Annotated in this window: 23 protein-coding genes; 6 read left to right on the forward strand and 17 right to left on the reverse strand. The window is 71.9% G+C overall.

What is annotated here, in order from left to right; genetic code table 11:
• Positions 1 to 390 precede the first annotated feature (390 nt).
• Positions 391 to 1,209 (forward strand): APH(3'') family aminoglycoside O-phosphotransferase, encoded by an 819-nt coding sequence (locus ACTOQ3_RS19915; protein WP_440084866.1) that lies wholly within the window; start codon positions 391 to 393, stop codon positions 1,207 to 1,209.
• Positions 1,210 to 1,266: 57 nt separating this feature from the next.
• Here the strand turns inward: ACTOQ3_RS19915 and ACTOQ3_RS19920 are convergent, their stop codons facing one another.
• Complete coding sequence (locus ACTOQ3_RS19920; protein WP_440084867.1) at positions 1,267 to 2,382, reverse strand: M24 family metallopeptidase; 1,116 nt, start codon at positions 2,380 to 2,382, stop codon at positions 1,267 to 1,269.
• A 258-nt stretch (positions 2,383 to 2,640) separates the two neighbouring features.
• Here ACTOQ3_RS19920 and ACTOQ3_RS19925 point away from each other — a divergent pair, with 258 nt between their 5' ends.
• The 3 genes from ACTOQ3_RS19925 to ACTOQ3_RS19935 all read left to right on the forward strand — a co-directional run bounded on the left by ACTOQ3_RS19925 (position 2,641) and on the right by ACTOQ3_RS19935 (position 6,253).
• Positions 2,641 to 3,825, forward strand: coding sequence for a PP2C family protein-serine/threonine phosphatase (locus ACTOQ3_RS19925; protein WP_440084868.1), 1,185 nt, complete (start codon positions 2,641 to 2,643; stop codon positions 3,823 to 3,825).
• A 17-nt stretch (positions 3,826 to 3,842) separates the two neighbouring features.
• Positions 3,843 to 4,745: a 5'-3' exonuclease gene (locus tag ACTOQ3_RS19930; RefSeq protein WP_440084869.1), complete on the forward strand. Its 903-nt coding sequence runs from the start codon at positions 3,843 to 3,845 to the stop codon at positions 4,743 to 4,745.
• An 80-nt stretch (positions 4,746 to 4,825) separates the two neighbouring features.
• Positions 4,826 to 6,253 (forward strand): RNB domain-containing ribonuclease, encoded by a 1,428-nt coding sequence (locus tag ACTOQ3_RS19935; RefSeq protein WP_440084870.1) that lies wholly within the window; start codon positions 4,826 to 4,828, stop codon positions 6,251 to 6,253.
• A 106-nt stretch (positions 6,254 to 6,359) separates the two neighbouring features.
• Here ACTOQ3_RS19935 and ACTOQ3_RS19940 read toward each other — a convergent pair whose 3' ends face one another.
• From ACTOQ3_RS19940 to ACTOQ3_RS19970, 7 genes are all read right to left on the reverse strand, one after another.
• Complete coding sequence (locus tag ACTOQ3_RS19940) at positions 6,360 to 9,089, reverse strand: DEAD/DEAH box helicase (RefSeq protein ID WP_440084871.1); 2,730 nt, start codon at positions 9,087 to 9,089, stop codon at positions 6,360 to 6,362.
• 104 nt (positions 9,090 to 9,193) lie between these two features.
• A complete protein-coding gene (locus ACTOQ3_RS19945) occupies positions 9,194 to 10,069 on the reverse strand; it encodes a diacylglycerol/lipid kinase family protein (protein WP_440084872.1) in 876 nt (291 codons plus the stop codon).
• Positions 10,070 to 10,086: 17 nt separating this feature from the next.
• Positions 10,087 to 11,025, reverse strand: coding sequence for a twin-arginine translocase subunit TatC (gene tatC, locus ACTOQ3_RS19950; protein WP_440084873.1), 939 nt, complete (start codon positions 11,023 to 11,025; stop codon positions 10,087 to 10,089).
• Positions 11,026 to 11,083: 58 nt separating this feature from the next.
• On the reverse strand, positions 11,084 to 11,413 hold the full coding sequence (tatA, locus tag ACTOQ3_RS19955) for a Sec-independent protein translocase subunit TatA (RefSeq protein WP_440084874.1): 330 nt from the start codon (positions 11,411 to 11,413) through the stop codon (positions 11,084 to 11,086).
• A 9-nt stretch (positions 11,414 to 11,422) separates the two neighbouring features.
• Positions 11,423 to 11,668: a hypothetical protein gene (locus ACTOQ3_RS19960; protein WP_440084875.1), complete on the reverse strand. Its 246-nt coding sequence runs from the start codon at positions 11,666 to 11,668 to the stop codon at positions 11,423 to 11,425.
• A 36-nt stretch (positions 11,669 to 11,704) separates the two neighbouring features.
• Positions 11,705 to 12,661 carry a helix-turn-helix transcriptional regulator gene (locus ACTOQ3_RS19965; RefSeq protein ID WP_362686156.1) on the reverse strand — a complete coding sequence of 319 codons (957 nt, stop codon included), beginning with the start codon at positions 12,659 to 12,661 and terminating at the stop codon, positions 11,705 to 11,707.
• Positions 12,658 to 13,614: a helix-turn-helix transcriptional regulator gene (locus ACTOQ3_RS19970; RefSeq protein WP_440084876.1), complete on the reverse strand. Its 957-nt coding sequence runs from the start codon at positions 13,612 to 13,614 to the stop codon at positions 12,658 to 12,660. Before ACTOQ3_RS19970 ends, ACTOQ3_RS19965 begins: the two co-directional genes overlap by 4 nt.
• A 39-nt stretch (positions 13,615 to 13,653) precedes the next feature.
• Between ACTOQ3_RS19970 and ACTOQ3_RS19975 the strand changes: the two genes are divergently transcribed.
• Positions 13,654 to 14,817: a DUF3866 family protein gene (locus tag ACTOQ3_RS19975; protein ID WP_440084877.1), complete on the forward strand. Its 1,164-nt coding sequence runs from the start codon at positions 13,654 to 13,656 to the stop codon at positions 14,815 to 14,817.
• On the opposite strand, the gene ACTOQ3_RS19980 is transcribed toward ACTOQ3_RS19975, so the two are convergent.
• The 9 genes from ACTOQ3_RS19980 to ACTOQ3_RS20020 all read right to left on the reverse strand — a co-directional run bounded on the left by ACTOQ3_RS19980 (position 14,763) and on the right by ACTOQ3_RS20020 (position 22,818).
• The gene (locus tag ACTOQ3_RS19980; protein WP_440085036.1) at positions 14,763 to 15,239 is read right to left on the reverse strand and encodes a DUF3291 domain-containing protein; all 477 of its coding nucleotides are present in this window, start codon (positions 15,237 to 15,239) and stop codon (positions 14,763 to 14,765) included. The two genes, ACTOQ3_RS19975 and ACTOQ3_RS19980, sit on opposite strands and share 55 nt — an antisense overlap.
• Positions 15,240 to 15,271: 32 nt before the next feature.
• Entirely contained in the window at positions 15,272 to 15,913 is a 642-nt protein-coding gene (locus tag ACTOQ3_RS19985) for a helix-turn-helix transcriptional regulator (RefSeq protein ID WP_440084878.1), read from the reverse strand.
• Positions 15,914 to 16,161: 248 nt separating this feature from the next.
• Positions 16,162 to 17,115 (reverse strand): FKBP-type peptidyl-prolyl cis-trans isomerase, encoded by a 954-nt coding sequence (locus tag ACTOQ3_RS19990; RefSeq protein ID WP_440084879.1) that lies wholly within the window; start codon positions 17,113 to 17,115, stop codon positions 16,162 to 16,164.
• A gap of 95 nt (positions 17,116 to 17,210) precedes the next feature.
• A complete protein-coding gene (gene pafA / locus ACTOQ3_RS19995) occupies positions 17,211 to 18,569 on the reverse strand; it encodes a Pup--protein ligase (RefSeq protein ID WP_030904553.1) in 1,359 nt (452 codons plus the stop codon).
• Positions 18,570 to 18,740: 171 nt separating this feature from the next.
• Positions 18,741 to 19,457, reverse strand: a complete 717-nt coding sequence (locus ACTOQ3_RS20000) for a hypothetical protein (RefSeq protein ID WP_440084880.1) — start codon at positions 19,455 to 19,457, stop codon at positions 18,741 to 18,743.
• Between the two features lie 100 nt (positions 19,458 to 19,557).
• Positions 19,558 to 20,361, reverse strand: coding sequence for a proteasome subunit alpha (prcA, locus tag ACTOQ3_RS20005; RefSeq protein ID WP_440084881.1), 804 nt, complete (start codon positions 20,359 to 20,361; stop codon positions 19,558 to 19,560).
• Positions 20,362 to 20,386: 25 nt separating this feature from the next.
• Positions 20,387 to 21,205: a proteasome subunit beta gene (prcB, locus tag ACTOQ3_RS20010; protein WP_440066545.1), complete on the reverse strand. Its 819-nt coding sequence runs from the start codon at positions 21,203 to 21,205 to the stop codon at positions 20,387 to 20,389.
• A gap of 888 nt (positions 21,206 to 22,093) precedes the next feature.
• Positions 22,094 to 22,303, reverse strand: coding sequence for a ubiquitin-like protein Pup (locus ACTOQ3_RS20015; RefSeq protein WP_435288038.1), 210 nt, complete (start codon positions 22,301 to 22,303; stop codon positions 22,094 to 22,096).
• 167 nt (positions 22,304 to 22,470) lie between these two features.
• Positions 22,471 to 22,818 (reverse strand): ArsR/SmtB family transcription factor, encoded by a 348-nt coding sequence (locus ACTOQ3_RS20020; RefSeq protein ID WP_440084882.1) that lies wholly within the window; start codon positions 22,816 to 22,818, stop codon positions 22,471 to 22,473.
• 131 nt (positions 22,819 to 22,949) lie between these two features.
• Between ACTOQ3_RS20020 and ACTOQ3_RS20025 the strand changes: the two genes are divergently transcribed.
• A complete protein-coding gene (locus ACTOQ3_RS20025; RefSeq protein WP_440084883.1) occupies positions 22,950 to 23,237 on the forward strand; it encodes a DUF1330 domain-containing protein in 288 nt (95 codons plus the stop codon).
• Positions 23,238 to 23,300 lie beyond the last annotated feature (63 nt).

Here is a 23,300-nt window from a genome sequence, read left to right on the forward strand (position 1 = left end):
GTCGTCTCGACGTGACCGCGGATCCGCGGATCCGCGGCGCAGCCCTCACGCCCCCGGTGCCGATCTCGTGCCATGTGCTCGGTGCCGGGGGAGCGGGATCACCGTGGTGACACCGCCGACAGCACCGTGACCCGCCCGGCCGGGCACCACGTTCCGTCGGTGGTGTCACCGCGGCGAAACCCGCGGCGCGGGGCGTTCTCCACCGGCCGGTGCGTCGGCCGCCCGCCGCGCGAACCACGGCCGACCGGGAGCACCGCCACAGGAACAAGATCTTCAGTGGCCTTCCAGGCCGTTTCGTGCGGATCACGCCTTGCCGTACGCCGGGTACGTGGTGGCGGCAGAGGTCCCGCGGTCCCGGGCCGATGTGCCGAGCTGGCTAAAGTGGCCGCCATGAGTGATCATTCCGGACCTCGGGCCATGCCGCCGGCGCTGCTCGGCGTGGGTGGCGACTGGTCGCCTGTCACCGCGGGCGAGTCCGGAGCCGCCGTCTTTCGCGACGCGGACGCCACCCGGTATGCCAAATGCGTGCCTGCCGCTGATGCGGCCGACCTGAAGGCCGAGCGTGACCGGATCGCATGGCTGAACGATCAGGGTGTACCTGGTCCCCGAGTGCTCGACTGGCACTCCGGCGACGTGGGCGCCTGCCTGATGACCAGCGCCGTTCCCGGCATATCTGCTGATCAGGTGCCCGCCGAGAACCTACGGGCCGCCTGGGAACGCATCGCGGACGCGGTCCGCCGACTGCACGAGGTGCCGGTGCCGCAGTGCCCGTTCCGCCGGGACCTGGACGCCATGGTCGCCGTGGCGCGCGGCGTCGTGGCCCGTGACGCCGTCAACCCGGGGTTTCTCCCCGTCGAGCAGCGGCACACGCCCCCCGGGGAACTGCTGGACCGCCTCACCCGGCAGGTGCCACGGCGACGGGAGCAGGAGGCCGCCGACACGGTCGTCTGCCACGGGGACCTGTGCCTGCCCAACATCATCCTCGACCCGCGGACCCTGGACGTGTCGGGCTTCGTCGACCTGGGCCGCCTCGGACAGGCCGACCGCCACGCCGACCTGGCGTTGCTGCTCGCCAACGCGCGGGAGACATGGGAGGACGAGGAGCGGGGGCGGGCCGCGGACGCGGCGTTCGCCGAGAGGTACGGCATCGCCCTGGACCACGACCGTCTGCGCTTTTACCTCCATCTCGACCCGCTCACCTGGGGCTGATCGATTTTGCGGGGATCATCGGGCGGACCGACGACCGGCCGATCCGAACGAGACCGCCTAGACGACCACCAGCTCGCGAGGGCGGTGGTTGACCCGCTCGCCGCCCTCGTCGGTGCAGACGAGGATGTCCTCGATGCGGGCGCCGTGGGCCCCCGGCAGGTAGATTCCCGGCTCGACGGAGAAGGCGAAGCCGGGCGCCAGCGGCTCGGTGTTGCCCGCGACGATGTAGGGCTCCTCGTGGGTCTCCAGGCCGATGCCGTGGCCGGTGCGGTGGATGAAGTAGTCGCCGTAGCCCTCGGCGGCGATCACGTCGCGCGCGGCGGCGTCGACCGCCTCGCACGTCACCCCGGGGGCCACGGCGTCGCAGGCCGCCTGCTGGGCCCGCCTGAGCACCTCGTAGTACTTCAGGAAGCCGGCCGGGGGCTCGCCGACGGCGTAGACGCGCGTGGAGTCGGAGCAGTAGCCGTCGGGCATCTGGCCCCCGATGTCGACCACGATCGGCTCGCGCTCCCGGACGACGCGGTCCGACAGCTCGTGGTGCGGGCTGGCGCCGTTGGGCCCGGAGCCGACGATGACGAAGTCGACGGTGGAGTGGCCCGCCGCGATGATCGCCTCGGCGATGTCCCTGCCGATCTCCCGCTCGGTCCTGCCGGCCCGCAGGAAGTCGGGCACCTGGGCGTGGACGGCGTCGATCGCGGCGCCCGCCGCGCGCAGCGCCGCCACCTCGGCCGGGCTCTTGCGCATCCGCAGCCCGCGCAGGACGGTCCCGGCGAGCACCTGCTCCGCGCCGGGGATCGCGTCGCGCAGGCGCAGCGACTGCATCGCCCACATCCGGTCGGCGAGGCCGACCCTGCGGACCGCGCCCAGACGTTTGCCGACGACCGCGTACGGGTCGTCGGTCTCGTCCCAGGGGACGAACTCGACGCCGAGCCGCGACGCCGGGGAGTGCTCGGCCGCGGGCAGCTCCAGGCGGGGCACCATCAGGAACGCCTCGCCTTCGGCCGGAAGCACCAGGCAGGTGAGCCGCTCCAGCGGCAGGGCCTCGTAACCGGTCACGTAGCGAAGGTCGGGACCGGGGGTGAGCAGCAGCGCGTCGAGCCCGGCGGCGGCGGCCGCCTCGCGGGCGGCGGCCAGGCGGGTCACGGGATAGAGGTCAGAGGGCTCCGTCGTCACGACGACCAATCTAATCCCGGGCGGAACGACCATGCATCCGGGCCGGCCCCGGAAACCGAAAGTCCGGGAAAGGAAGGCACGAAGGCGACTCCGCCACTACAATCTGTTGAAGTACGATCACATTTTGTTGGCAAAATATCCGTAAAGCCACACATTTCGAGAGCGAGCTACATGGTCGGCGTAGTGGGCGGCCACCAGCCACCCCTCCACCCACGAAACGACCATGTGACCGGTCAGGCCCCGTCGACCGCCGCTGAGATGGTGCAGCGGTTGCGCGGCGAGCCGGACGAGCACATGGCCGTGGAGCGACAACTCCTCACCGCACGCCTGGCACACGCGGAGCGCCTGGGCGAGATGGGCTGGGCCGAGTGGAATCTCCAGACCGGAGAGTCCACCTGGTCCGCCCAGGCGTACACCATATTCGGCCGCGCCCCCGGTGACGGCCCGATCCACCTGCGCGACCTGCCCGGTCACGTCGAGACGGCCGACCGGCCCGACCTCGACCGGCTGCTGTGGTCCGTCGTGCACCGGGCCGAGGCCGGGGAGGCCGAGTTCCGCATCCGCCGCCACGGGGAGCTCCGGCACCTGCGCGCCGCGTTCGACCTCGTCGTGCACGGCGGGCATCCCGCCGTGCACGGCGTCGTGCAGGACATCACCTGCCGTCGCCGCGCCGAGCGGATCATGTCGGAGTCGCGCAGCAAGCTGCTGCGGGTCCGCGAGCAGGCCGCGGAGGAGCACGACATGAGCGTGGCACTGCGCGAGGCGATCATGCCGGGGCTGGGCGACACCATCGACCTGCCGCACGCGCGCATCGCGGTCCGCTACGTGGCGGCGGGGGTCAAGCCCGGCCTGGGCGGCGACTGGTACGACGCCGTTCCCCTGTCCGACGGCAGGGTGCTGCTCGCCATCGGCGACGTGTCCGGGCACGGGATGGCCGCGATCTCCCAGATGGCCCAGCTGCGCCACGCCCTGATCGGCCTCGCGATGACCGGCCACTCCCCCGACAGGCTGCTGGCCTGGCTCAACGACCTCGTGCTGCACCGGATGCCCGAGACGACGGCGACCGCGGTCGTCGGCCACCTCGACCCGGCCACGAGGACGTTCACCTGGGGGCAGGCGGGGCATCCGGCGCCGATCCTGGTCCGCGAGGGCACGGCCACCCAGCTCGACCCGCCCGCCGGGGTGCTGCTGGGCGCCACCCCCGACGAGCCGTACGAGCTGGCCGGGGTCGAGCTGCGGGAGGGCGATCTCCTGCTGCTGTTCACCGACGGGCTGGTGGAGCGGCGCACCCGCGACATCGACGAGGGCCTGGCGCTGACCATGGAGGCCGCGGCCCTGCTGAGGGGCGATCTGGACGACGGGCTCGACCGGCTCATCGAGGTGATCGGCGGACCCAACCCCGAGGACGACACCTGCGTTCTGGCGATCGGGGTACTCGGCTGATTGGTTAAATGGTCGCCATGCCCGGCCTGATGCTTCTCGACACCCCCTCCCTTTACTACCGTGCCTTCTACGGCATCCCCGAGTCGATGACCGCGCCCGACGGGATGCCCGTCAACGCGGTGCGCGGAGTCATCGACATGATCGCCATGCTGATCCGGCGGCACTCCCCCGCCGAGCTCGTCGCCTGCATGGACGCCGACTGGCGCCCGGCCTTCCGGGTGGCGGCCATCCCGACGTACAAGACCCACCGGGTCGCCGAGGGCGGCGCCGAGGAGACCCCCGACACGCTCGCCCCGCAGGTGCCGGTGATCGAGCGGGTGCTCGACGCGGTGGGCATCGCCCGCGTCGGCGTGCCCGGCTACGAGGCCGACGACGTGATGGGCACGTTCACCGCGCGCGCGAGCGGCCAGGTCGACGTCGTCACCGGCGACCGCGACCTGTTCCAGCTGGTCGACGACTCCCGTCCGGTCCGGATCCTCTACACCGCCAGGGGGGTCAAGAACCTCCAGGCGGTCGACGAGGCCGCCGTCGCCGAGAAGTACGGCATCCCCGGCCGCTCCTACGCCGACTTCGCCACCCTGCGCGGCGACCCCAGCGACGGGCTGCCGGGCGTGCCGGGGGTGGGCGACAAGACCGCGGCGGCCCTGATCACCCGGTTCGGCTCGCTGGAGGCCCTGCTGCGCGCCGCCGACGGGGGCGAGGGAGCCGGTGACCTGACCGCCGGACAGCGCGCCAAGCTTTCGGCGGCCCGCGAGTACCTGCGGGCGGCCCCCGGCGTGGTCCAGGTCGCCCGCGACGCCCCCCTCCCCGAGGTCGACATCGCGCTTCCCGCCAAGCCGCGGGACCCGGAGGCCCTGGCGGCGCTGAGCGAGCGCTACGGCCTCTCCGGGCCCCTGGAGCGCCTGACCTCCGCGCTCTGACCTGGCCCCCGGCCGCGCCGGCCGGCATCGCCCCGGCCGGCCGGTGGGGTGGCCCGCCGGGAGCCGGTAGGTTGCTCCCTGTGCCTCACAAGAGCATCCGGGTGCCCGGAGCGTCCCATCCGCGGCTCGACGACGGTTTCGAACGGATCCGTCGTGAGATGAAACTGCCCGAGGGCTTCCCCCGGGCGGTGATCGACGAGGCCGAGTGGGTCGCCGAGGTGCCCGCCCTGCCCCGGCTCGACCGGACCGATCTGCCGCTGATCACCATCGACCCCCCGGGAGCGATGGACCTCGACCAGGCCGTGCACCTGGAGGAGCAGCCCGGCGGCTACCGCGTCTGGTACGCCATCGCCGACGTCGGGGCGTTCGTCAGGCCCGGCGGCGCGATCGACGCCGAGGCCCGCGCCCGCGGCGAGACGGTCTACATGCCCGACGGGCGCGTGCCGCTGCATCCGCCCGTCCTGTCCGAGGGCGCCGCGAGCCTGCTGCCCGGCGTGACGCGGCCCGCCGCGTTGTGGTGCGTCGACCTGGACGCCGAAGGCCTGATCGTGGGCGCGGACGTGACCAGGGCGCTGGTACGCAGCCGCGAGCGGCTCGACTACGACTACGCGCAGGCCGCCATCGACACCGGCACCGCCGACGGCACGCTGCGGCTGCTGGCCGAGATCGGCCGGCTCAGGCTGGCCCAGGAGCGGGCCAGGGGCGGCGTGACGCTGCCCACCCCCGACCAGGAGGTCGTCCCCGACGGTGACGGCTACCGGGTGGAGCTGCGCGCCCCGCTGGACGCCGAGGCGTGGAACGCGCAGATCTCGCTGCTGACGGGCATGGCCGCCGCCGCCATGATGCTGGACGCCGAGATCGGCCTGCTGCGGGTGCTGCCGCCCGCCCCGGCGGAGAGGATCGCCCAGGTGCGCCGGGTGGCCGCCGCTCTCGGCGTGCCCTGGCCCGAGGGCGCGGGGTACGGCGACGTCGTGCACTCCCTCGACCCGAAGATCCCCGAGCAGGCCGCGTTCCTGCAGGAGTCGACGGTGCTGCTGCGCGGCGCCGGATACGTCGCCTTCAACGGCGAGCCGCCCGCGCAGGCGGAGCACGCCGCCGTGGGCGCGCCGTACGCGCACGTGACCGCCCCGCTGCGCCGCCTCATCGACCGCTACGCCACGGAGATCTGCCTGGCCGTCGCGGCGGGCGAGCCGGTGCCGCAGGACGTCCAGCGGGCCATGGGCGAGCTGCCGGAGATCATGCACGCCACCGGGCGCCGCGCGGGCGGCGTCGAGCGGGCGTGCGTGGACCTGGTGGAGGCCTTCGTGCTGCGCGAACGGGTGGGCCAGACGTTCGAGGCCGTGGTGATCGACGTGGCCGAGGACCGGCCGTGGGGCCAGGTGCAGGTCACCGACCCGGCGGTGGTGGCCCGCTGCGACGGCGAGGGGCTCCCGCTGGGAGAGACCGTACGCGTGCGGCTGACGCGCGCCGACCCGACCTCCCGCGAGGTCCGCTTCAGCCTGGCCTGAGCCCCCTCGCGGAGTCCTGTCCGGCTCCGTCCGGCCCCGCCGCACCCGGCGGGGCCTGGCGAACCGCCCGGCCGGGACCGAAGACGGCCCAGGCCGGGGACCGGGATCAGGTGAGGGACGAGTAGGCCACCACCCCGCGCCGCAGGGAGTCCATCGCCTTGCCCGCGGTCTGCTTGACCTTGCTCCCCGCCGGGGCCGCGTCGGAGATCTGGCCGAGGAGGTCGAGCAGCTGCTTGGTCCAGCGGACGAAGTCTCCGGCGGCCAGCTCCGAGCCGGCGACGCCGTCGCGGAGCACGGCGTCCAGGGTGTGGCCCTTGGCCCAGCGGAAGGCCGCCCAGGCGAAGCCGAAGTCGGGCTCCCTGATGAACGACAGGCCGTGGTCGCCTTCGATCGACTCCAGCTCGCCCCAGAGGCGGACCATGTCCGCCAGCGTCTTCTGGGCCGCTCCCGCGGGGATCCTGGGCTGGCGGGCGTCGTCGGCCTGCCGCGACTCGAAGACCAGTGACGACACGCACGCGGCCAGCTCGGCCGGGTCCAGGTCGTTCCAGAGCCCCGCGCGCAGGCACTCGGCGGTCAGCAGGTCCAGCTCGGTGTAGAGCTGGGCCAGGCGGCGGCCCTCGGCGGTGACGCTCTCGCCGTCGAGGTAGCCGAGCTGGTCGAGCACCCCGCAGACCTTGTCGAAGGTGCGGGCGATGACGTGGGAGCGGCCCTCGACCCGGCGGCGCAGCCCCTCGGTCTCGCGGAGCAGCTTGTAGTAGCGCTCGGCCCAGCGGGCGTGGTCCTCGCGCTCGTCGCACCCGTGGCAGGGGTGCCGGCGGATCTCCCGGCGCAGGCGGGTGATCTCGTCGTCCTCCGCGGCGTGGTCGCGCGCCCTGACGGGCTTGCCGAAGTCGCGGTCGCCGATCTTGGCGTGCACGGAGGAGACCAGGTTGGCCCGCTCCTTGGGCGAGCGGGCGTTGAAGTTCTTCGGGATGCGCAGGTGCTCGACCGGCTCCACCGGGACGGGAAAGTCGGCCGGCGACAGCTTCTTGACCTGCTTGCCGATGGTCAGCACCAGCGGGGACGGGCCCTCGCCCCTGGAGTTGAGGCCGGGGTCGAGGACGACGGCGAGACCCGCGCGGCGCCCGCCGGGGACCCTGATGATGTCGCCGGGTTTGAGGGCCTCCAGCGAGCGCAGCGCCTGCGTCCTGCGGGCCGCGCCGCGCTGGCGCGACAGCTCGGCCTCCCGGTCGGACAGGGCCCTGCGCATCGCGGCGTACTCCTCGAAGTCGCCCAGGTGGCAGGTCATCGCCTGGCGGTAGCCCTCCAGAGCCTCCTCGGCGCGGCGCACCTGCTTGGCGATGCCGACCACGGCCCGGTCGGCCTGGAACTGCGCGAACGAGGACTCCAGGAGGGTCCTGGCCCGCTCCCTGCCCACCTGGCCGACCAGGTTGACCGCCATGTTGTACGAGGGTCGGAAGCTGGAGCGCAGCGGGTAGGTGCGGGTGCTGGCCAGGCCGGCGACCTGGAGCGGGTCGGTGCCCGGCTGCCAGTGGACGACCGCGTGGCCCTCCACGTCGATGCCGCGGCGCCCGGCCCGTCCGGTGAGCTGGGTGTACTCGCCGGGCGTGAGGTCGGCGTGGGTCTCGCCGTTCCACTTGTCGAGTTTCTCGATCACCACGGAGCGGGCGGGCATGTTGATGCCCAGCGCGAGGGTCTCGGTGGCGAACACGGCCTTGACCAGGCCCCGGGTGAACAGCTCCTCGACGACCTCCTTGAAGGCCGGGAGCATGCCCGCGTGGTGGGCGGCCAGGCCGCGCTCCAGGGCGTCGCGCCACTCCAGGTAGCCGAGCACGCCCAGGTCCTCGTCGGGCAGGTGCGCGGTGCGCTCGTCGACGATCTGCCGGATCTCGTGGCGCTCGGCGTCGGTGGTGAGCCGGATGCCGTCGTGCAGGCACTGCATGACGGCGGCGTCGCAGCCGGCCCTGGAGAAGATGAAGGTGATCGCGGGCAGCAGGGCGTCGGCGTCCAGGCGCTCGATGGCCGCGGCCCGGTCCGGCGGGCCGTTCCTGCGGGGCCGCGAGTAGCCGCGCCGCCCCCTGCCGTACGCCTGCCGCTCCTCGTCCCTGGCGATGCGCAGGAGGTTCGGGTTGATCTGGGGGCGCCGGTCCTCGTCGCCGGTGACGAACAGGTCGTAGATGCGGCTGCCGACGAGCATGTGCTGCCAGAGCGGGACCGGGCGGTGCTCGTCGACGATGACGCTGGTGTCGCCGCGGACCTCGCCCATCCACTCGCCGAACTCCTCGGCATTGCTGACCGTGGCCGACAGGGCGACCAGGCGCACCGACTCGGGCAGGTGGATGATCACTTCTTCCCAGACCGCGCCGCGAAACCGGTCGGCGAGGTAGTGGACCTCGTCCATGACGACGAAGCCGAGCCCCGCCAGGGTGGAGGATCCGGCGTAGAGCATGTTGCGCAGCACCTCGGTCGTCATGACGACGATCGGGGCCTCCCCGTTGACGCTGTTGTCACCGGTGAGCAGGCCCACCTTGTCCGTGCCGTACCGCTTGACCAGGTCGTTGTACTTCTGGTTGGACAGCGCCTTGATCGGGGTGGTGTAGAAGCACTTGCGGCCCTCCTCCAGGGCCACGTGCACCGCGAACTCACCCACGACGGTCTTGCCCGAACCGGTGGGGGCCGCCACGAGGACCCCGTCTCCCGCCTCCAGCGCCCGGCAGGCGTCGAGCTGGAAGTCGTCCAGCTCGAAGTCGTACAGACCGCGGAACGAGGTCAGCGCCGGCCCGCTCTCGGCCTGGCTCTGACGGAAGGCAGCGTATCGTTCCGCTGGGGTCGTCATGTGTCCAGCCTACCGATATCGGGATTCCGGTCCGTCCCCCCTTTTCTGCCGGGCTCCGCCGTCCTGGACGGGCTCGGACGGCGCCGGCGGACGCCGGGCGGCCCCTAGACGAGGACCGACAGCGCGCCGGGGACGACCTCACACGTCAGCGGGGTGGGACCGACCCGCTCGCCGTCGGCGTAGGCGATCACTCCCGGCGCCTCCAGGGTCACCCGGCGGGCGCGGCGCATGGTGACGGCGGGGTGGGCGCCGTGGGAGCCCCGGTAGACGCGGGGGAAGACGCGCAGGAACTCCCCCTTGGGGATGGCGCCGAGGATCGTCACGTCCAGCAGGCCGTCGTCGGGGACGGCACCGGGGCACACGCGCATGCCGGCGCCGTAGGAGGAGGTGTTGCCGACCGCGACCAGCATCGCCTCACGCTCGACGATCTCGCCGTCCAGGTCGATCCTGAACGGGATGGGCCGGAAGGAGCGCAGCTCCTCGGCGAGGGCCACCAGGTACCTGGCCATGCCGGGCGGCCAGGTCATCGTGTTGGCCCGCTCGTTGACCCGGGAGTCGAAACCGCAGGCCAGCACCCCGGCGAACCACTCGTCCTCGCCCACCTTCGCGGCATCGACCGTGCGCACCCGCCCGCGCAGCACGGTGTCGGCGGCGGCCAGCGGCGCCTTCAGGGGGATGCCGAGCGCGGCGGCGATGTCGTTGCCGGTGCCCACCGGGATGACGCCCAGCGGCACGCCGCTGCCCGCGACCGCTTGGAGAGCCAGGTGGACCAGGCCGTCGCCGCCGAAGGCCACCAGCGCCTCCGGCTGCTCGGCCACGGCCGTGCAGGCGCGTTCCAGGGCGTCGGAGGCGGAGTCTCCGAGGATCACCGAGACCTCGCGCCCGCCCTGCCTCAGGCGGTCGAGCACCGGGGAGAGCAGTCCCCGTGAACGGCCGCCGCGGGCGGCGGGGTTGACGAGGACTGCGATCTCTGCGGGCACAGACCGGAACTTATCCCCTATCTGCCGGGATCGGTGTCGGTCGTTCTCGAATCGATAGGAGCCGGGTCGCCGACGGGGGCCACGTCGCCCAGGGGCGAGAGGTCGTCGTCGAGCGAGGAGGCCTCGTCGTCGGACAGGTGGGAGAAGTCCTCACCCTTGGACTGCCTTCTCTCCCTGAGGTACATGAACCCCTCGGCCAGGGCGAACAGCACCACCATCGGCAGGGCGAGCGCGATCATCGTGAACGGGTCGCCACCGGGGGTGGCGACCGCGCCGAAGACGAACATGATGAAGATGACCATGCGGCGGTGCTTGGCCACCAGCGCGTGCGGCAGCACCCCGATGATGTTCAGGAACACCATGAGCAGCGGCAGCTCGAAGGAGATGCCGAACACGATGAGCATGATCAGCGCATAGCCGAGATACTCGTCGATCGTGATGCCGGTCAGCGTTCCCGGAGGGGCGAAGCCCAGCAGGATCGACAGGCCCGTGTCCATCACGAAGTAGGCCAGCGCCGCGCCCGCGAGGAACAGCGGCACGGCCAGCATGATGAACAGGATCGAGTAGCGCTTCTCGTTGCGGTACAGGCCCGGGGTGACGAAGCCCCAGATCTGCCACAGCCAGACCGGCGACGAGACCACGAGGCCGAACATCGCCGCGACCTTGAGGTTCACGAAGAAGGAGTCGAAGACGCCGAGGATCAGCATCGTGCACTGACCCGGCCGCAGCTCCTGCGCCTGGGGAAGCCCGCAGTAGGGGGCCGACACGAAAGACCAGATCGGGTCGAAGAAGATGAAACCGACGATGATGCCGGCGACCAGACCGAGCAGGGCGATGACCAGCCGGTTACGCAGCTCGCGCAGGTGCTCCATGAGCGGCATGCGGCCGTCGCCCGCCTCGGCGGGCGGTGGTGCCGCCCCGTTCCGGCCCGGTTTGGGCCACTTCAGCAGCGCCATTCGCGAATCCTGGGGTGACGAGTCGGATGATCAGGGTAGATCTTCAGGCTACCGCCGATCACTGCGACTTGGGCGCTCCGGCCTGGGCGCGCAGCCGGGCGGCCTGCTCCTCGAGGCGGCGGGCCTCCTCCTCGGCGCTCGGCGCCGGTGCCTGGGTCGCGGCCGGGATCGGCTGCGGAGCCGGGGCCGGGGGCTGGGGCTGCGCCTGGACGACCGTGGCGGTCGTGGTCTGCGGCTCGTCCTCGTCGCGGAGCTTGGCGGTCTCCGACTTGAAGATGCGCAGCGACCGGCCGAGCCCGCGGGCGGCTTCCGGCAGCTTCTTGGCGCCGAAGAGCAGCACCAGGATCAGGCCGATGATGATCAGCTCAGTGGGTCCGAGGTTGGGCATTACACATCCTTACGCCGGGCGACGTGCAGTCTCTTGGTCCCGATCGTACGCTCCCTTGGAGACAGACTCATCCCTTTGCCTCCGTACGATCGCCGTACGCTCGCCGAACAGAACGCGAACGGGTTCCAGCCTCCCCTGCGTGCGGTCTACCTCGCGGCCCAGCTCGGCGGCCGCGCGCAGCACGCGGACGGCGAGGAAGGCCAGGACGGCGAGCCCGGCGAGGGTCAGCGTGATCGCGGCGATGATCCAGCTCATGTCGGGAGACTCCAGCTCCGTGCGTCAGGAGACACGTCAGGAAACCGACTCGTAACGATTCAGCGCGGCGGTGGCCGCGGCCCGGACGCTCGCGTCCAGCGAGGCGGGCGAGACCACCCTGCCGGTGTCGCCGAGGCGCAGCGCCAGGCGTACCAGCCAGCCCTGGTCCCTGGCCCGCAGGGCCACCCGCACGCGGCCCTCGCCGAGCTCCTCGACCCGCTCGCACGGGTAGTACTCGGCGACCCAGCGGCCCGCGGCGGTCAGCTCCAGCTCCACCAGCTCGTCGGTCGGCGAGGGCCGGAACACCCCGGGCGTCACCTCGTCGGCCACGGCGTCCTCCGGCGGGTCGGCGGGCACGTCGAGCACGTCGACGGAGAGCATCCGGTCCAGCCGGAACAGCCGGACCGCCTCGGCCCGGTAGCACCAGCCCGACAGGTAGGGGCGGCCGTCCACGACGACCAGGCGCATCGGATCGACCTCGCGCGGGGTGATCTCGTCGCGTCCCGGCACGTAGTAGCGCAGCGACAGCCGCCTGCGGCTCCGCAGCGCCTCGTTGACGACGGGCAGCGCGTCGGGCGCGGCGTCGACCTCCACCGCGACCTGGCTGCTGACCGCCGCGGCGCCCTCGCCCGAGGCCTGCTCGAACTTGGCGATGACCCGGGCCAGCGCGTCGCGCTCCCCGAACTCCGGCATCTCGGCGAGCAGGCGCAGCGCGACCAGCAGGGCGCTGGCCTCGTCAACGCCCAGCCGCAGCGGGCGGGCGATGGTCTCGGCGTTGTCGATGACGATCTCCCCGCCGTCCCACGACACGTCGATCAGGTCGCCGGGGGTGTGGCCGGGCAGCCCGCACATCCACACCAGCTGCAGGTCGTCGATGAGCTGCTTCTCGCTCAGCCCGAAGATCTTCGCGACCTCGGGCACCTGGGCCCCGGGGTGCGACATCAGGTAGGGGACCAGTGCCAGCAGCCTGGGCAGGCGATCGGCCGTGCTCACGCGAGTGCTCCCTTCAGGCGGCAGATGACCGCGTCGCGGGCGTCCGGCGGGCCGACCACCTCGGCGTCCGCGGCGAAGCCCACGATCCACCCGGCCAGCCGGCCGGCGTCGGTGAAGTCGACGTCCAGCTCGTCCCAGCCGTCGCCGGCGGGCCGCACCGCCTTCGCCACCTGGCGCAGCCCCTGGCAGGTGTCCCGCCTGACCCGGATGAGGGCGGTACGCTCGCGGACGGCGGCGTCACTGAAGCCGACCATGGACTTGATGTCGACGCCCTCGGGCACCACCACGGCGCCGGGGCGGCCGACGGTGGTGACCGTGCCGCTGATCCGGCTGAGCCGGAAGACCCTCGGCGCGTCCCGGTCGCGGTCGTGGCCGACCATGTACCAGCGGCCCCGGCGGCTGACGACGCCCCACGGCTCCACCGTGCGGGTCAGCACGTTCTGGCTGGCCGCCGCCCGGTAGGCGAACCGGACCGCGCGCCGGTCGCGCACGGCCTCCCACAGGGCGGGGAAGGACGGGTCCTGGGTGTCGACGCGCAGCTCCAGCGCCCCGCCGAGCACCCCGTGGGCCTCGTCGGTCTGCACGCCCCCGGCGCGCAGCTTCAGCAGCGCCCCGCTGGCCGCCTCGGCCAGGCTGGCCCGCTGCCACACCTGGGCCGCCAGGCCCACCACGGCGGCCTCGTCGGGCTCCAGGGTGATCTCCGGCAGCTCGTACGCCGACCGGACGATCCGGTAGCCCGGATCCTCCTCCCACGGGTCCTTGTGGACCTCGATCGGGATGCCGATCTCCCGCAGCTCGTTCTTGTCCCGCTCGAACATCCGCTGGAAGGCCTCGTCGTTGTCGGCGTCGTAGCCCGGCACCGCCTGGCGGATGTGCTCGGCACTGAGCGGCCGCCGCGTGGCCAGCAGGCAGATCACGAGATTGAGCAGCCGCTCGGTCTTCCGGCGCGACATCCGGCCTCCTCCCTGTTCGAGTGACGCTACCCTTCCCCCGTGATCAGATGGCGCAGGGGCGAGGTCGTACGGGTCCGGCGCGAGTGGCCGGGGGCGGTGGAACTCGACGTGACCACCGAGGACGGTGAGGCGCGCGCGCTCGCCTACCCGGCCCTGGTGGGACGCCCGGAGCCCGGTGACGTGGTGCTGCTCAACACGACCGCGCTCGCGATGGGTCTCGGTACGGGAGGCTACGCCATGGTGGTGGCTGTTCCCGACCGTTTGCCACAAGATCCTCAAGGCCCCGGACACCTGGTGAAGGCACGCTACACCCCGTTGCAGGCCACCGTCCTCGGCGCGGACGAGCAGGATTCGCCCTTCCACGAGGTCCTGCGCGACGCCGACTCCGTGGACGGCATGCCGGTGATCGTCGCTGACCTGCACTCGGCCCTGCCCGCGATCCTCTGCGGCCTGTACGGCACCACCCCGCCCGGGTCCGGGAAATCCGCGGGCGGATCCGGCGGCCGGAACCCGTCCGAGGCCGGGGAGACCGCGGGCGGATCCGGCGGCCGGGAGCGCGGAAAGCCCGTCAGGGTCGCCTACGTGATGCTCGACGGGGGCGCGCTGCCCGCCTGGTTCTCCATGTCGTGCGCGCGGCTGCGGGAGACCGGCTGGCTGTGCGGGGTCGTCACGGCGGGCCAGGCCTTCGGCGGCGACGTGGAGGTGGTGACCCCGCACACCGGCCTGCTGGCGGCCAGGCACGTCCTGGAGGCCGACGTCGCGATCGTCACGCAGGGGCCGGGCAACCTGGGCAGCGGCACCCGCTGGGGTTTCTCCGGCGTCTCGGCCGGCGAGGCGGTCAACGCCGCCGCCGTCCTGGGAGGCCGCCCGGTCGCGGCGCTGCGGGTCAGCGAGGGCGATCTGCGCGAGCGCCACATCGGCGTGTCGCACCATTCGCTGACCGCCTACGGCCGGGTGGCGCTCGCCCCGGCCCAGATCGCCGTGCCCGTGCTGCCCGGCGACTTCGGCAGGCGGGTGGCCGAGCAGTCGCGCCCGCTCGCCGCGCGGCACGAGCTGGTCGAGGTGCCGGTGGACGGGCTGCACGAGGCGCTGCGGGGGTCTCCGGTGCGGCTGTCGACGATGGGCCGGGGGCTGGAGGAGGACCTGGCCTACTTCCTGGCCTCGGCCGCCGCCGGGCGCCACGCGGCCTCGCTGCTGTCGTAGAACTCCTTGAAGGTGAAGGCCTCCGGCGTGGGGCCCTCGGCCTTCAGCCTCTCCAGGCGTTCCATCCCCTCGGCGAGCGTCGGCTCGTGCCCCTCGGGGATCCACCACATCACCGAGTACGGCTCCGCGATGCGCAGGAACCACTCCCTGCGCCGCTGCAGGAACGCCAGGTGGCCGCTGCGGTAGACGTAGTTCCACAGCGCGTCGCGCGACCTCCACACGGAGAAGGTGATCATCAGGTGGTCGCCGTACTCGTGCTCGATCAGGTCTTCGGGTCCGTCACCCCCCTTGAGCCGCCACACGAAGCCGGGATCGGCCTCGGCCAGCCGGTTCATGGGGTCGAGGCCCGCGATGAAGGAGGCCAGTTCCGGGGAGTCCTTGGGCGCGCGCGGGTGGGCGACGTTCAGCTGGGCCAGATGCATGGACACAGCAGATCATCCCCGATCCTTCTATGTCAATCTTCATTGTTTTTAGAAAAGGTGACGCAGCACTCCCCGGGGCGCGGGTCCATGCTGGCCGCCGAGGCGTCCCGCCCGAGCGCGTCGAGCAGCCCGCGGCACAGCTCCAGGTTCATCGAGCAGACCAGCAGCGGATGCTCCTCGGCCGGCACGTGGAACGGGCAGTTGCGCAGCCGCATCCGGCCGTCCTCCTCGTACGGCTCGTATCCGCGCCGCCGCAGCACCCCGGCGAGATCCTCGCCCTCCCCCGCGGACCGGGCCCCCGCGCGCCGGGCGGCCTGCTCGGCCCGCTCGTCCCCGCCGAGCAGCTCGACCGCCTCGGCCAGCACCAGGGCGAGGGTGCGGTAGTCCCTGGCCGGCACGCTGACCTGCCACTCCCCCGGCGCCCTGCGGTAGACCTTCGCCGGCCTGCCGCTGCCGGGTCCCGTCCGCTCCGTCAGCCGCCGGAACCCCGCCTCGAGCAGGCCCGCCTCGACGAGCCGGTCGAGGTGGAAGGCGGCCAGGGTCCGCTGGACCCCCACCGCCTCGGCCGCCTCGTTGCGCCCCACGTCCTGGCCCCGGGAGGCCACATAGTCGTAGACGGCCCGGCGCACCGGGTCGTGAAGTACCGCCACCGTGTCAAGGTCGTCGCCGCTCACAGCCCGGATTGTAGGCCGCGGCCCCCGGAGGCCGGCCCTCGCCCGGCGGGCCGCCCGGCTCGTGCGCGGACCCGGGCGGCACGATCGCGCGGACCGGGCACCCGGCCGGGAAAGCACCGGGAAAGCACGGGGAAAGCACGGAGCCCGGCCGTGCGCGCACGGCCGGGCTCCGGATGGGGCGGGTCGCCCCGGCGACGGCCCGGTGGGCCTCGCCGGAGACGGAACGCCGGATCAGCGGGTTGGCGGGATCAGTAGGCGCCCAGCACGTCGACCAGGAAGACGAGGGTGTCGGTGCCCTTGATCTTCTCTCCGCTGCCCGCCTTGCCGTAACCGAGGTCCGGCGGGACGCTCAGCAGCACCCGGCTGCCGACCGGGACGCCGACCAGGCCCTGGTCCCAGCCCTTGATGACCTTGCCGGAGCCGATCGGGAACATGATCGGCTGGGCGCCGCGGGACCAGCTGCTGTCGAACTCGACGTCCGATCCCCAGATCTTCCCGGCGTACTGCACCAGGATCGACTGGCCGGTCTTGACCTCGGGGCCGGTGCCCTTGATCACGGTCTTGGCGACGAGCTCCTTGGGAGCCTTCTTCTTGGTCTTGGTGGTGAGCTTCGGCGCGGCGTCGCCACCGGGGTTCTCCACCTTGATCCCGTCGACGCCGGGGTCGGTCGCGGTGCCCTGGGCGGCCTTGGCCTGGGGGACGCCCACCACGTCGACCACGAAGACCTGCGACTGGCCCGGAGGGGCCTGCGCCTGCTGCTCGGCGGGCAGCGCGTCCTTGGCGACGACCGACATGAACCTGCCGCCGCCCTTGGTCTCGGCGAAGCCCTTGCGGAGGATCTCCGGGACCTGCTCGTTGAGCGTGATGACCTGCGGCCCGCCCTCGTCGTAGGTCGAACCGGCGATCTTGTTCTCCTTGCCGTCCCAGGTGAAGACGGTGAAGTTGGCGATCACGCTGGTGCCGAGCTTGGCGGCCTCGCCGGTGGTGCCGGGGGTGAGCACCTTGTAGGAGGAGGTCTCGACGACCTTGGTCGGGAAGGCGACGGTCGGCTTGGCTCCGGCCTGCCCGGTTACCTGCAGCTCGGTGACCCCGCTGCTGCTGGCGGGACTGGAGGCGCCGGTGGCCACGCCTCCGCCGGAGCCACATGCTGCGGCGAACATCAGGGGAACTGCGGCCAGTACGGCCATGCTGCGGCGGCGCATAGGTATCCCTCAAGCAGACGTCAGGTTCGCGCCACACTACCCGTCCCGGCGTACGGAGGAGGTAAGGCCGGGACGAGCTTGCCGAAGTATGACCGTCACATTCCGGCGATGAGCTTGTCCACCCTCTCGTCGACGCTGCGGAAGGGGTCCTTGCACAGCACGGTGCGCTGCGCCTGGTCGTTGAGCTTCAGGTGCACCCAGTCGACGGTGAAGTCGCGCCGCTTCTCCTGCGCCTTGCGGATGAACTCACCGCGCAGCCGGGCCCGGGTGGTCTGCGGCGGCACCGACTTGGCCTCGAAGATCTTCAGATCGGAGGCCACCCGCTCGACCGCGCCGCGCTTCTGCAGCAGGTAGAACAGGCCACGGCGGCGGTGCACGTCGTGGTAGGCGAGGTCGAGCTGGGCGACCCTGGGGCTCGACAGCGGCAGGTCGTACTTCTTGCGGTAGCGCTCGATCAGCTGGTATTTGGTCACCCAGTCGATCTCGCGGGCGACCTTGTCGAGGTTGCCCGTCTCGACCGCGTTGAGGGTGCGCTCCCACAGCTCCAGCACCCGGTGGCTGATCTCGTCGCCACCGCGGCGGTCGACGAAGTCGCGGGCCTTGGAGAGGTATTCCTCCTGGATCTCCAGCGAGGACGCCTCGCGGCCGTTGGCCAGCCGGACCCGCCGCCGCCCGGTCATGTCGTGGGAGACCTCGCGGATGGCCCTTATCGGGTTCTCCAGGGACAGGTCACGCATCACGGTGCCCGCCTCGATCATGCGGAGCACCAGGTCGGTCGCGCCGACCTTGAGCAGCATGGTCGTCTCGCTCATGTTGGAGTCGCCGACGATGACGTGCAGGCGGCGGAACCGCTCGGCGTCGGCGTGCGGCTCGTCGCGGGTGTTGATGATCGGGCGCGACCGGGTGGTGGCGCTGGAGACGCCCTCCCAGATGTGCTCGGCCCGCTGGGAGACGCAGTAGACCGCTCCCCGCGGGGTCTGCAGCACCTTGCCCGCCCCGCAGATGATCTGCCGGGTGACCAGGAACGGGATCAGCACGTCGGCCAGGCGGCCGAACTCGCCGTGCCGGCCGACCAGGTAGTTCTCGTGGCAGCCGTAGGAGTTGCCCGCGGAGTCGGTGTTGTTCTTGAACAGGTAGATGTCCCCGGCGATGCCCTCCTCGCGGAGACGCTTCTCGGCGTCGACGAGGAGGCCCTCCAGGATGCGCTCGCCCGCCTTGTCGTGGGTGACGAGCTCCACGACGTTGTCACACTCGGGGGTGGCGTACTCGGGGTGGCTGCCCACGTCGAGATACAGGCGTGCCCCGTTGCGCAGGAAGACGTTGCTCGATCGGCCCCAGGAGACGACACGGCGGAATAGATAACGCGCTACCTCGTCGGGTGACAGCCGCCGCTGCCCCCTGAACGTGCAGGTGACGCCGTACTCGTTCTCAAGCCCGAAGATGCGACGATCCATTGCCTCACACTATTCGCCGAACCCCTCTCGCGGGAGGGATCATGGGGTTTTCGGTCGTACGGCTTATGCCCCGGGCTGTGAGCGGCTAAGCGCGGACAGGGGCGGACACGGCCCGCGCCCGGCTCCCGCCGGGCGCGGGTGACGCGGAGGCGCCGGGATCGGCGGTCCCGGTCAGCCTCCGCCCTGCCAGAAGATCTCGACAACCTTGGTGATCCTGCCGTTCTCGGTGGTGATCAGGGCCGGCCGGTGGAGGCCCTCGACCCCGGTCAGGGAGGCGGCCTCCCTGACGTTGTCGATCAGCGTCTGGCGGGAGCAGCTCTCGGTGCCGAGGCCGGTGGCCTTGTCGTAGGTCTGCGACGCGCCGTCGCAGCCGCTGTCCGCGAGGAACCGCACGTCCTCGGCGATGGGCGCCAGGTAGCGGACCACGTCGCCTTCCTCGGGACCGTCGAAGTGGCCGTCCTCGCCGTCGCGCTGGACGAAGCGGATGGGCCGGTACTCGGCCACCCCGTTGTCGTCCACGTCGGTGAGCCAGCCCCGCAGGATGCCCTCGAAGGGCGGCGGCCGCCCCCTGCTCCAGTCGTGCTCGGGAGCGGCCTGGAACTCGGTACCGAAGAGCTCGGGGGTGGCCGCGGGCGTGGAGACCGGGGTGGGCTCCGCCGCGGGGTCCTGCGTGCCCGTCGAAGCGGACGCGGAGGGGACGGACGCGGAGGAGGCCGCGGCGGGGGACGGGGCGGGGGCGGTTTCGGCGGCGCAGCCGGGCGCCAGCGCCACCGCCGCGAGCAGGGCGAGCGCCGCACCGCGTCGTCGCGGGACGGCGGGAGCGGTCAAAACGGGAACGAGCCCGGCCCAGGCCCGGGAGGTGCTGTTCTTCACGCGGACTGTGACCACCGCGGGACGGGATCGGTTGTCCGAAGGCGATGTGATCCAGGACACAACGGAGCGCCGCCCCCCTGGCGGGGGCGGCGCTCGGTGTCACCGGTGGACGCGGTCAGCCGCTGGATCCGGTGTCGATGTCGCCGTCGGGCGCGGTCGGCGGGGCGCCGGGCGTCTCGGGCGCGGAGAGGGGGCTCTCGTCCCTGGCCGCCTGGGCGGCCGACTCTGCGGCGGGGGCTCCGTCGGCCAGCAGCCGCTCCAGCCTGGGGCCGTTGAGCCGCAGGAACTTGCGATGCGGCCGGTTGCGGTCGAGCACCGCCACCTCCAGCTGGCCCGCCGGGAAGCGCTCGCCTCCCGGCTCGGTCAGCGCGAACAGCGCCGCCTCCAGCGCCTCGGCCAGCGACAGGCCGTCGCGGTAGCGCTCCTTGAGGCGGCCCGCGACCGTCTCGGCCTGGCCGCCCATGGCCACCAGGCCCGCCTCGTCGAAGACCGAGCCGTCGAAGGTCAGCCGGTAGATGTGGTCCTCGTCGGAGGAGTCGCCGACCTCGGCGACCACGATCTCCACCTCGAACGGCTTCAGCGACTCGGTGAAGATCTGGCCGAGGTTCTGCGCGTAGAGGTTGGCCAGACCACGGGCGGTGACGTCGTCGCGGGCGTAGGTGTAGCCGTTGATGTCGGCGTATCGGATGCCGCCGAGGCGCAGGGCCTCGAACTCGTTGTAGCGGCCGACCGCGGCGAACCCGATCTTGTCGTAGATCTCGCTGATCTTGTGCAGGGCACGGGACGGGTTGGGCGCGACGAACAGGATGCCGTCCTCGTACTGCAGGACGACGACGCTACGGCCCCGCGCGATCCCCTTGCGCGCGTAGTCCGCCTTGTCCCGCATCTGCTGCTCGGGCGAGACATATCCAAAAGGCATGGACACCTGGGGTGATCCTCTCGTGTTAGCGCAGCGGGGCGGCGGGGCCGTCGGGGCGTTCCGCCCGGGATTCGACCACGACCCGGACGAGCTCTCCGACCTCCTCGTCGGGAAGCCGGTGGTACCCGTCGGCGGTGATCACCGCGACGACGGGCCAGATCTTGCGGATCACGTCCGGGCCGCCGGTCGCCGAGTCGTCGTCGGCCGCGTCGTAGAGGGCCTGGATCAGCGTCAGCACGGTGTCCTCGGGTGAGGCGCCCTCGCGGTAGAGCTTCTTCAGAGAGCCCCGCGCGAAGATCGACCCGGATCCGATCGCGTGGTGGTGACGCTGCTCGTAGGGACCGCCGCCCACGTCGTAGCTGAAGATGCGGCCGCCGTCGACGTCGGGGTCGTAGGCGGCGAAGAGCGGGACGACCACGAGCCCCTGCATCGCCATCGGCAGGTTGCCGCGGATCATCGTGGCGAGCCGGTTGGCCTTGCCCGCCACCGAGAGCGTGCGGCCCTCGCGCTTCTCGTAGTGTTCGAGCTCCACCCGGTAGAGGCGGGCCATCTCGATGCCGGTGCTCGCCGCCCCGGCGATGCCCATGCCCGAGTGGTCGTCGGTGCGGAACACCTTTTCCATGTCACGCTGGGAGATGATGTTGCCGGAGGTCGCCCGGCGGTCTCCCGCGATCACCACGCCACCGGCGCACATGGCCGCCACGATCGTGGTGGCATGCGGGATCTGATCGCCCACCGGGGTTGCCAGGGTCTCGTTACGGCCAGGCAGCAAGTCCGGCGAATGGGACCTGACGAACTCGGTGAACGAGGAGCTCCCGGTGTCGGTAAAGATGTGATTCACCATGCCGGCGGGCAGGTCCCTGTGAGATCCCACGCGACTCCCTCCAAAGGTGCAGTCCTTTAAGGCCTGACCTTACTCATCTTGCCGTGCTGCTTGCACTTCCCTGGATCAGCTCAGCGCGAACCCCCCGCAGCGGGCTTTTGAATCTTTACGGGTGATCGGTCCCGGTCGCCGGAACCGTCGCGGATCCCGCCGGACGCGGCGAGGACGAGGGGCGGCGGAGGCGGAGGAGGCGGCGTCTCGCCCGGACCGCGGAGGAGGCGGGGACCGGTCCTGCCGGAGGACAGGGGCGGCTCCCGAGGGGAAGCGCGGGCGAGCGCCCGAGGGAGGCCTGAGCGGCCCGAGGGGGCGCAGGCGGAGTTCCTTCGCGGAAGACGCGTGACAGCGCCCGCGAAAGGCGCGAGGGCCTTCCTCGCGGAAGGAACGGGGACGTCCCCACGAAAGGCGGCGGGGCGGCGCTCGCGGAAGGCAGGACGGCACTCACGGAGGGCGGCGGGGCGGTGCTCGCGGAAGGACTTCGCGGGGTGCCGGTGCTCGCGGCCCTTCGCCGCGCGGGCTCTCGCCACGGAGGTGGCGGGGCCGGCGGGAAAGGGCCGGCCCGCCGGGCCGGGAACGATCGCGACCGGATTCGGCCCGCGCCTTCCCGCTTCGTACCCCGGACGGTTCTCGTTCCCTCCGGGAACCATTCCCGGAGGGGTCCCCCCTGTCGGCTCAGCGTGTTCGCGGCGTTCGCGGGCGGAGCACCTGGAAAGGCGCTCCCGGCGGGGGACGGCCGCACGTCACCCGCCTGCCGGGCCCGGCGGGCGCCGGGCCGGGCCCGCGGTCAGGACGGGTCTGCCGGCTCCTCGCCGGATCCGCCCTCACCCCTGACCTGGGTTCGGCCGGACGGACCTACTGTCCGCCCTTCTGCACGTAACTCCTCACAAACTCCTCGGCGTTCTCCTCAAGGACCTCGTCGATCTCGTCGAGGATCGCGTCGACGTCATCGGAGAGCTTCTCGTGACGCTCCTGGACGTCGGAGGTTTCCGCCGCGGCGGTCTCCTCGACCTCCTTGTCGGTACGGCCGGTCTGCTTCTGGCCGCCGGTGTCCTTGCTTGCCATGTGTGGCACCTCCACCTGGGGGACGGATCTGATTCATATCTTCCCCGAACCGGGCGACATTGCGCGCGGATCGTCCCGCGATCTTTACGGGAGCCCGAACGGGCCGTGCCGAGGTCCTGCCCGCCAGGAAACCTTCCCCGAGGCATCGAGGCGAATCCGGGCGCCTTTCATCCGACAGCGGCTCCATCCGATGGATGCGCTCCCATCTCACCGTCGTCGACGGCGGCGATGACGGTGTCGATCAGACCGGGGAAGCGGGCGTCGAGGTCCTCGCGCCGCAGGGTGTGGGTGATGATGCGCCCTTCGCGCCGCGCCCACAGGATGCCGCCCTCCCTCAGCACCCGCCAGTGACGACTGGCCGTCGAGGCGTTGACGTCGGGCAGGGTGGTGGAGCAGGTCAGCTCCTCCCCGTCGGCGAGGCGCCCGACGATCCGCAGGCGCAGGGGGTGGGCGAGAGCCTCCAGGACGGCGTCCAGGCGCAGGTCTTCGCGGGCGGGGTGAACGAACGCCTTCATATCTCGATTGTACGCGCCTGCGCAAAGTGACGAAGCGTTGTGAGCAGCCTCACAACCGATCGGTTTGCCTTCTCCCCCGCCGGACTGTTTCATAGTTCACGTACTAGCAAACAGTTTGGAGAGGGAACGACATGAGCACCTACATGGTCATAACCGTCACGCCGGACGACGAGGAGAAGATGGCCCGATACGAGAGGGAGACCCTGTCCGTCGTGGCGCGCTTCGGCGGCCGGCCGATCAGGCGCGACACCGCCCCGATCGCCCTGGAGAGCGACCACGAGCCCGCGATCGCGGTCATCCTGGAGTTCCCCGACAAGCAGAGCGTGCTGGACTTCTACAACTCCGCCGAGTACAGGCCGCTCAAGGAGTTCCGGCACACCTTCGCCCGCGCCAGCGCCGTCCTCATCGACGCCGCCTGACCCCCCTCGGCGACCGGCCGAACCGGCCGGGCCCGCCGGACAGGGAGCCCTTCGGGACATCGA

Origin of the sequence: Streptosporangium sp. LJ11 (genome assembly GCF_051918945.1) — a bacterium.
GTDB lineage: Bacteria > Actinomycetota > Actinomycetes > Streptosporangiales > Streptosporangiaceae > Streptosporangium.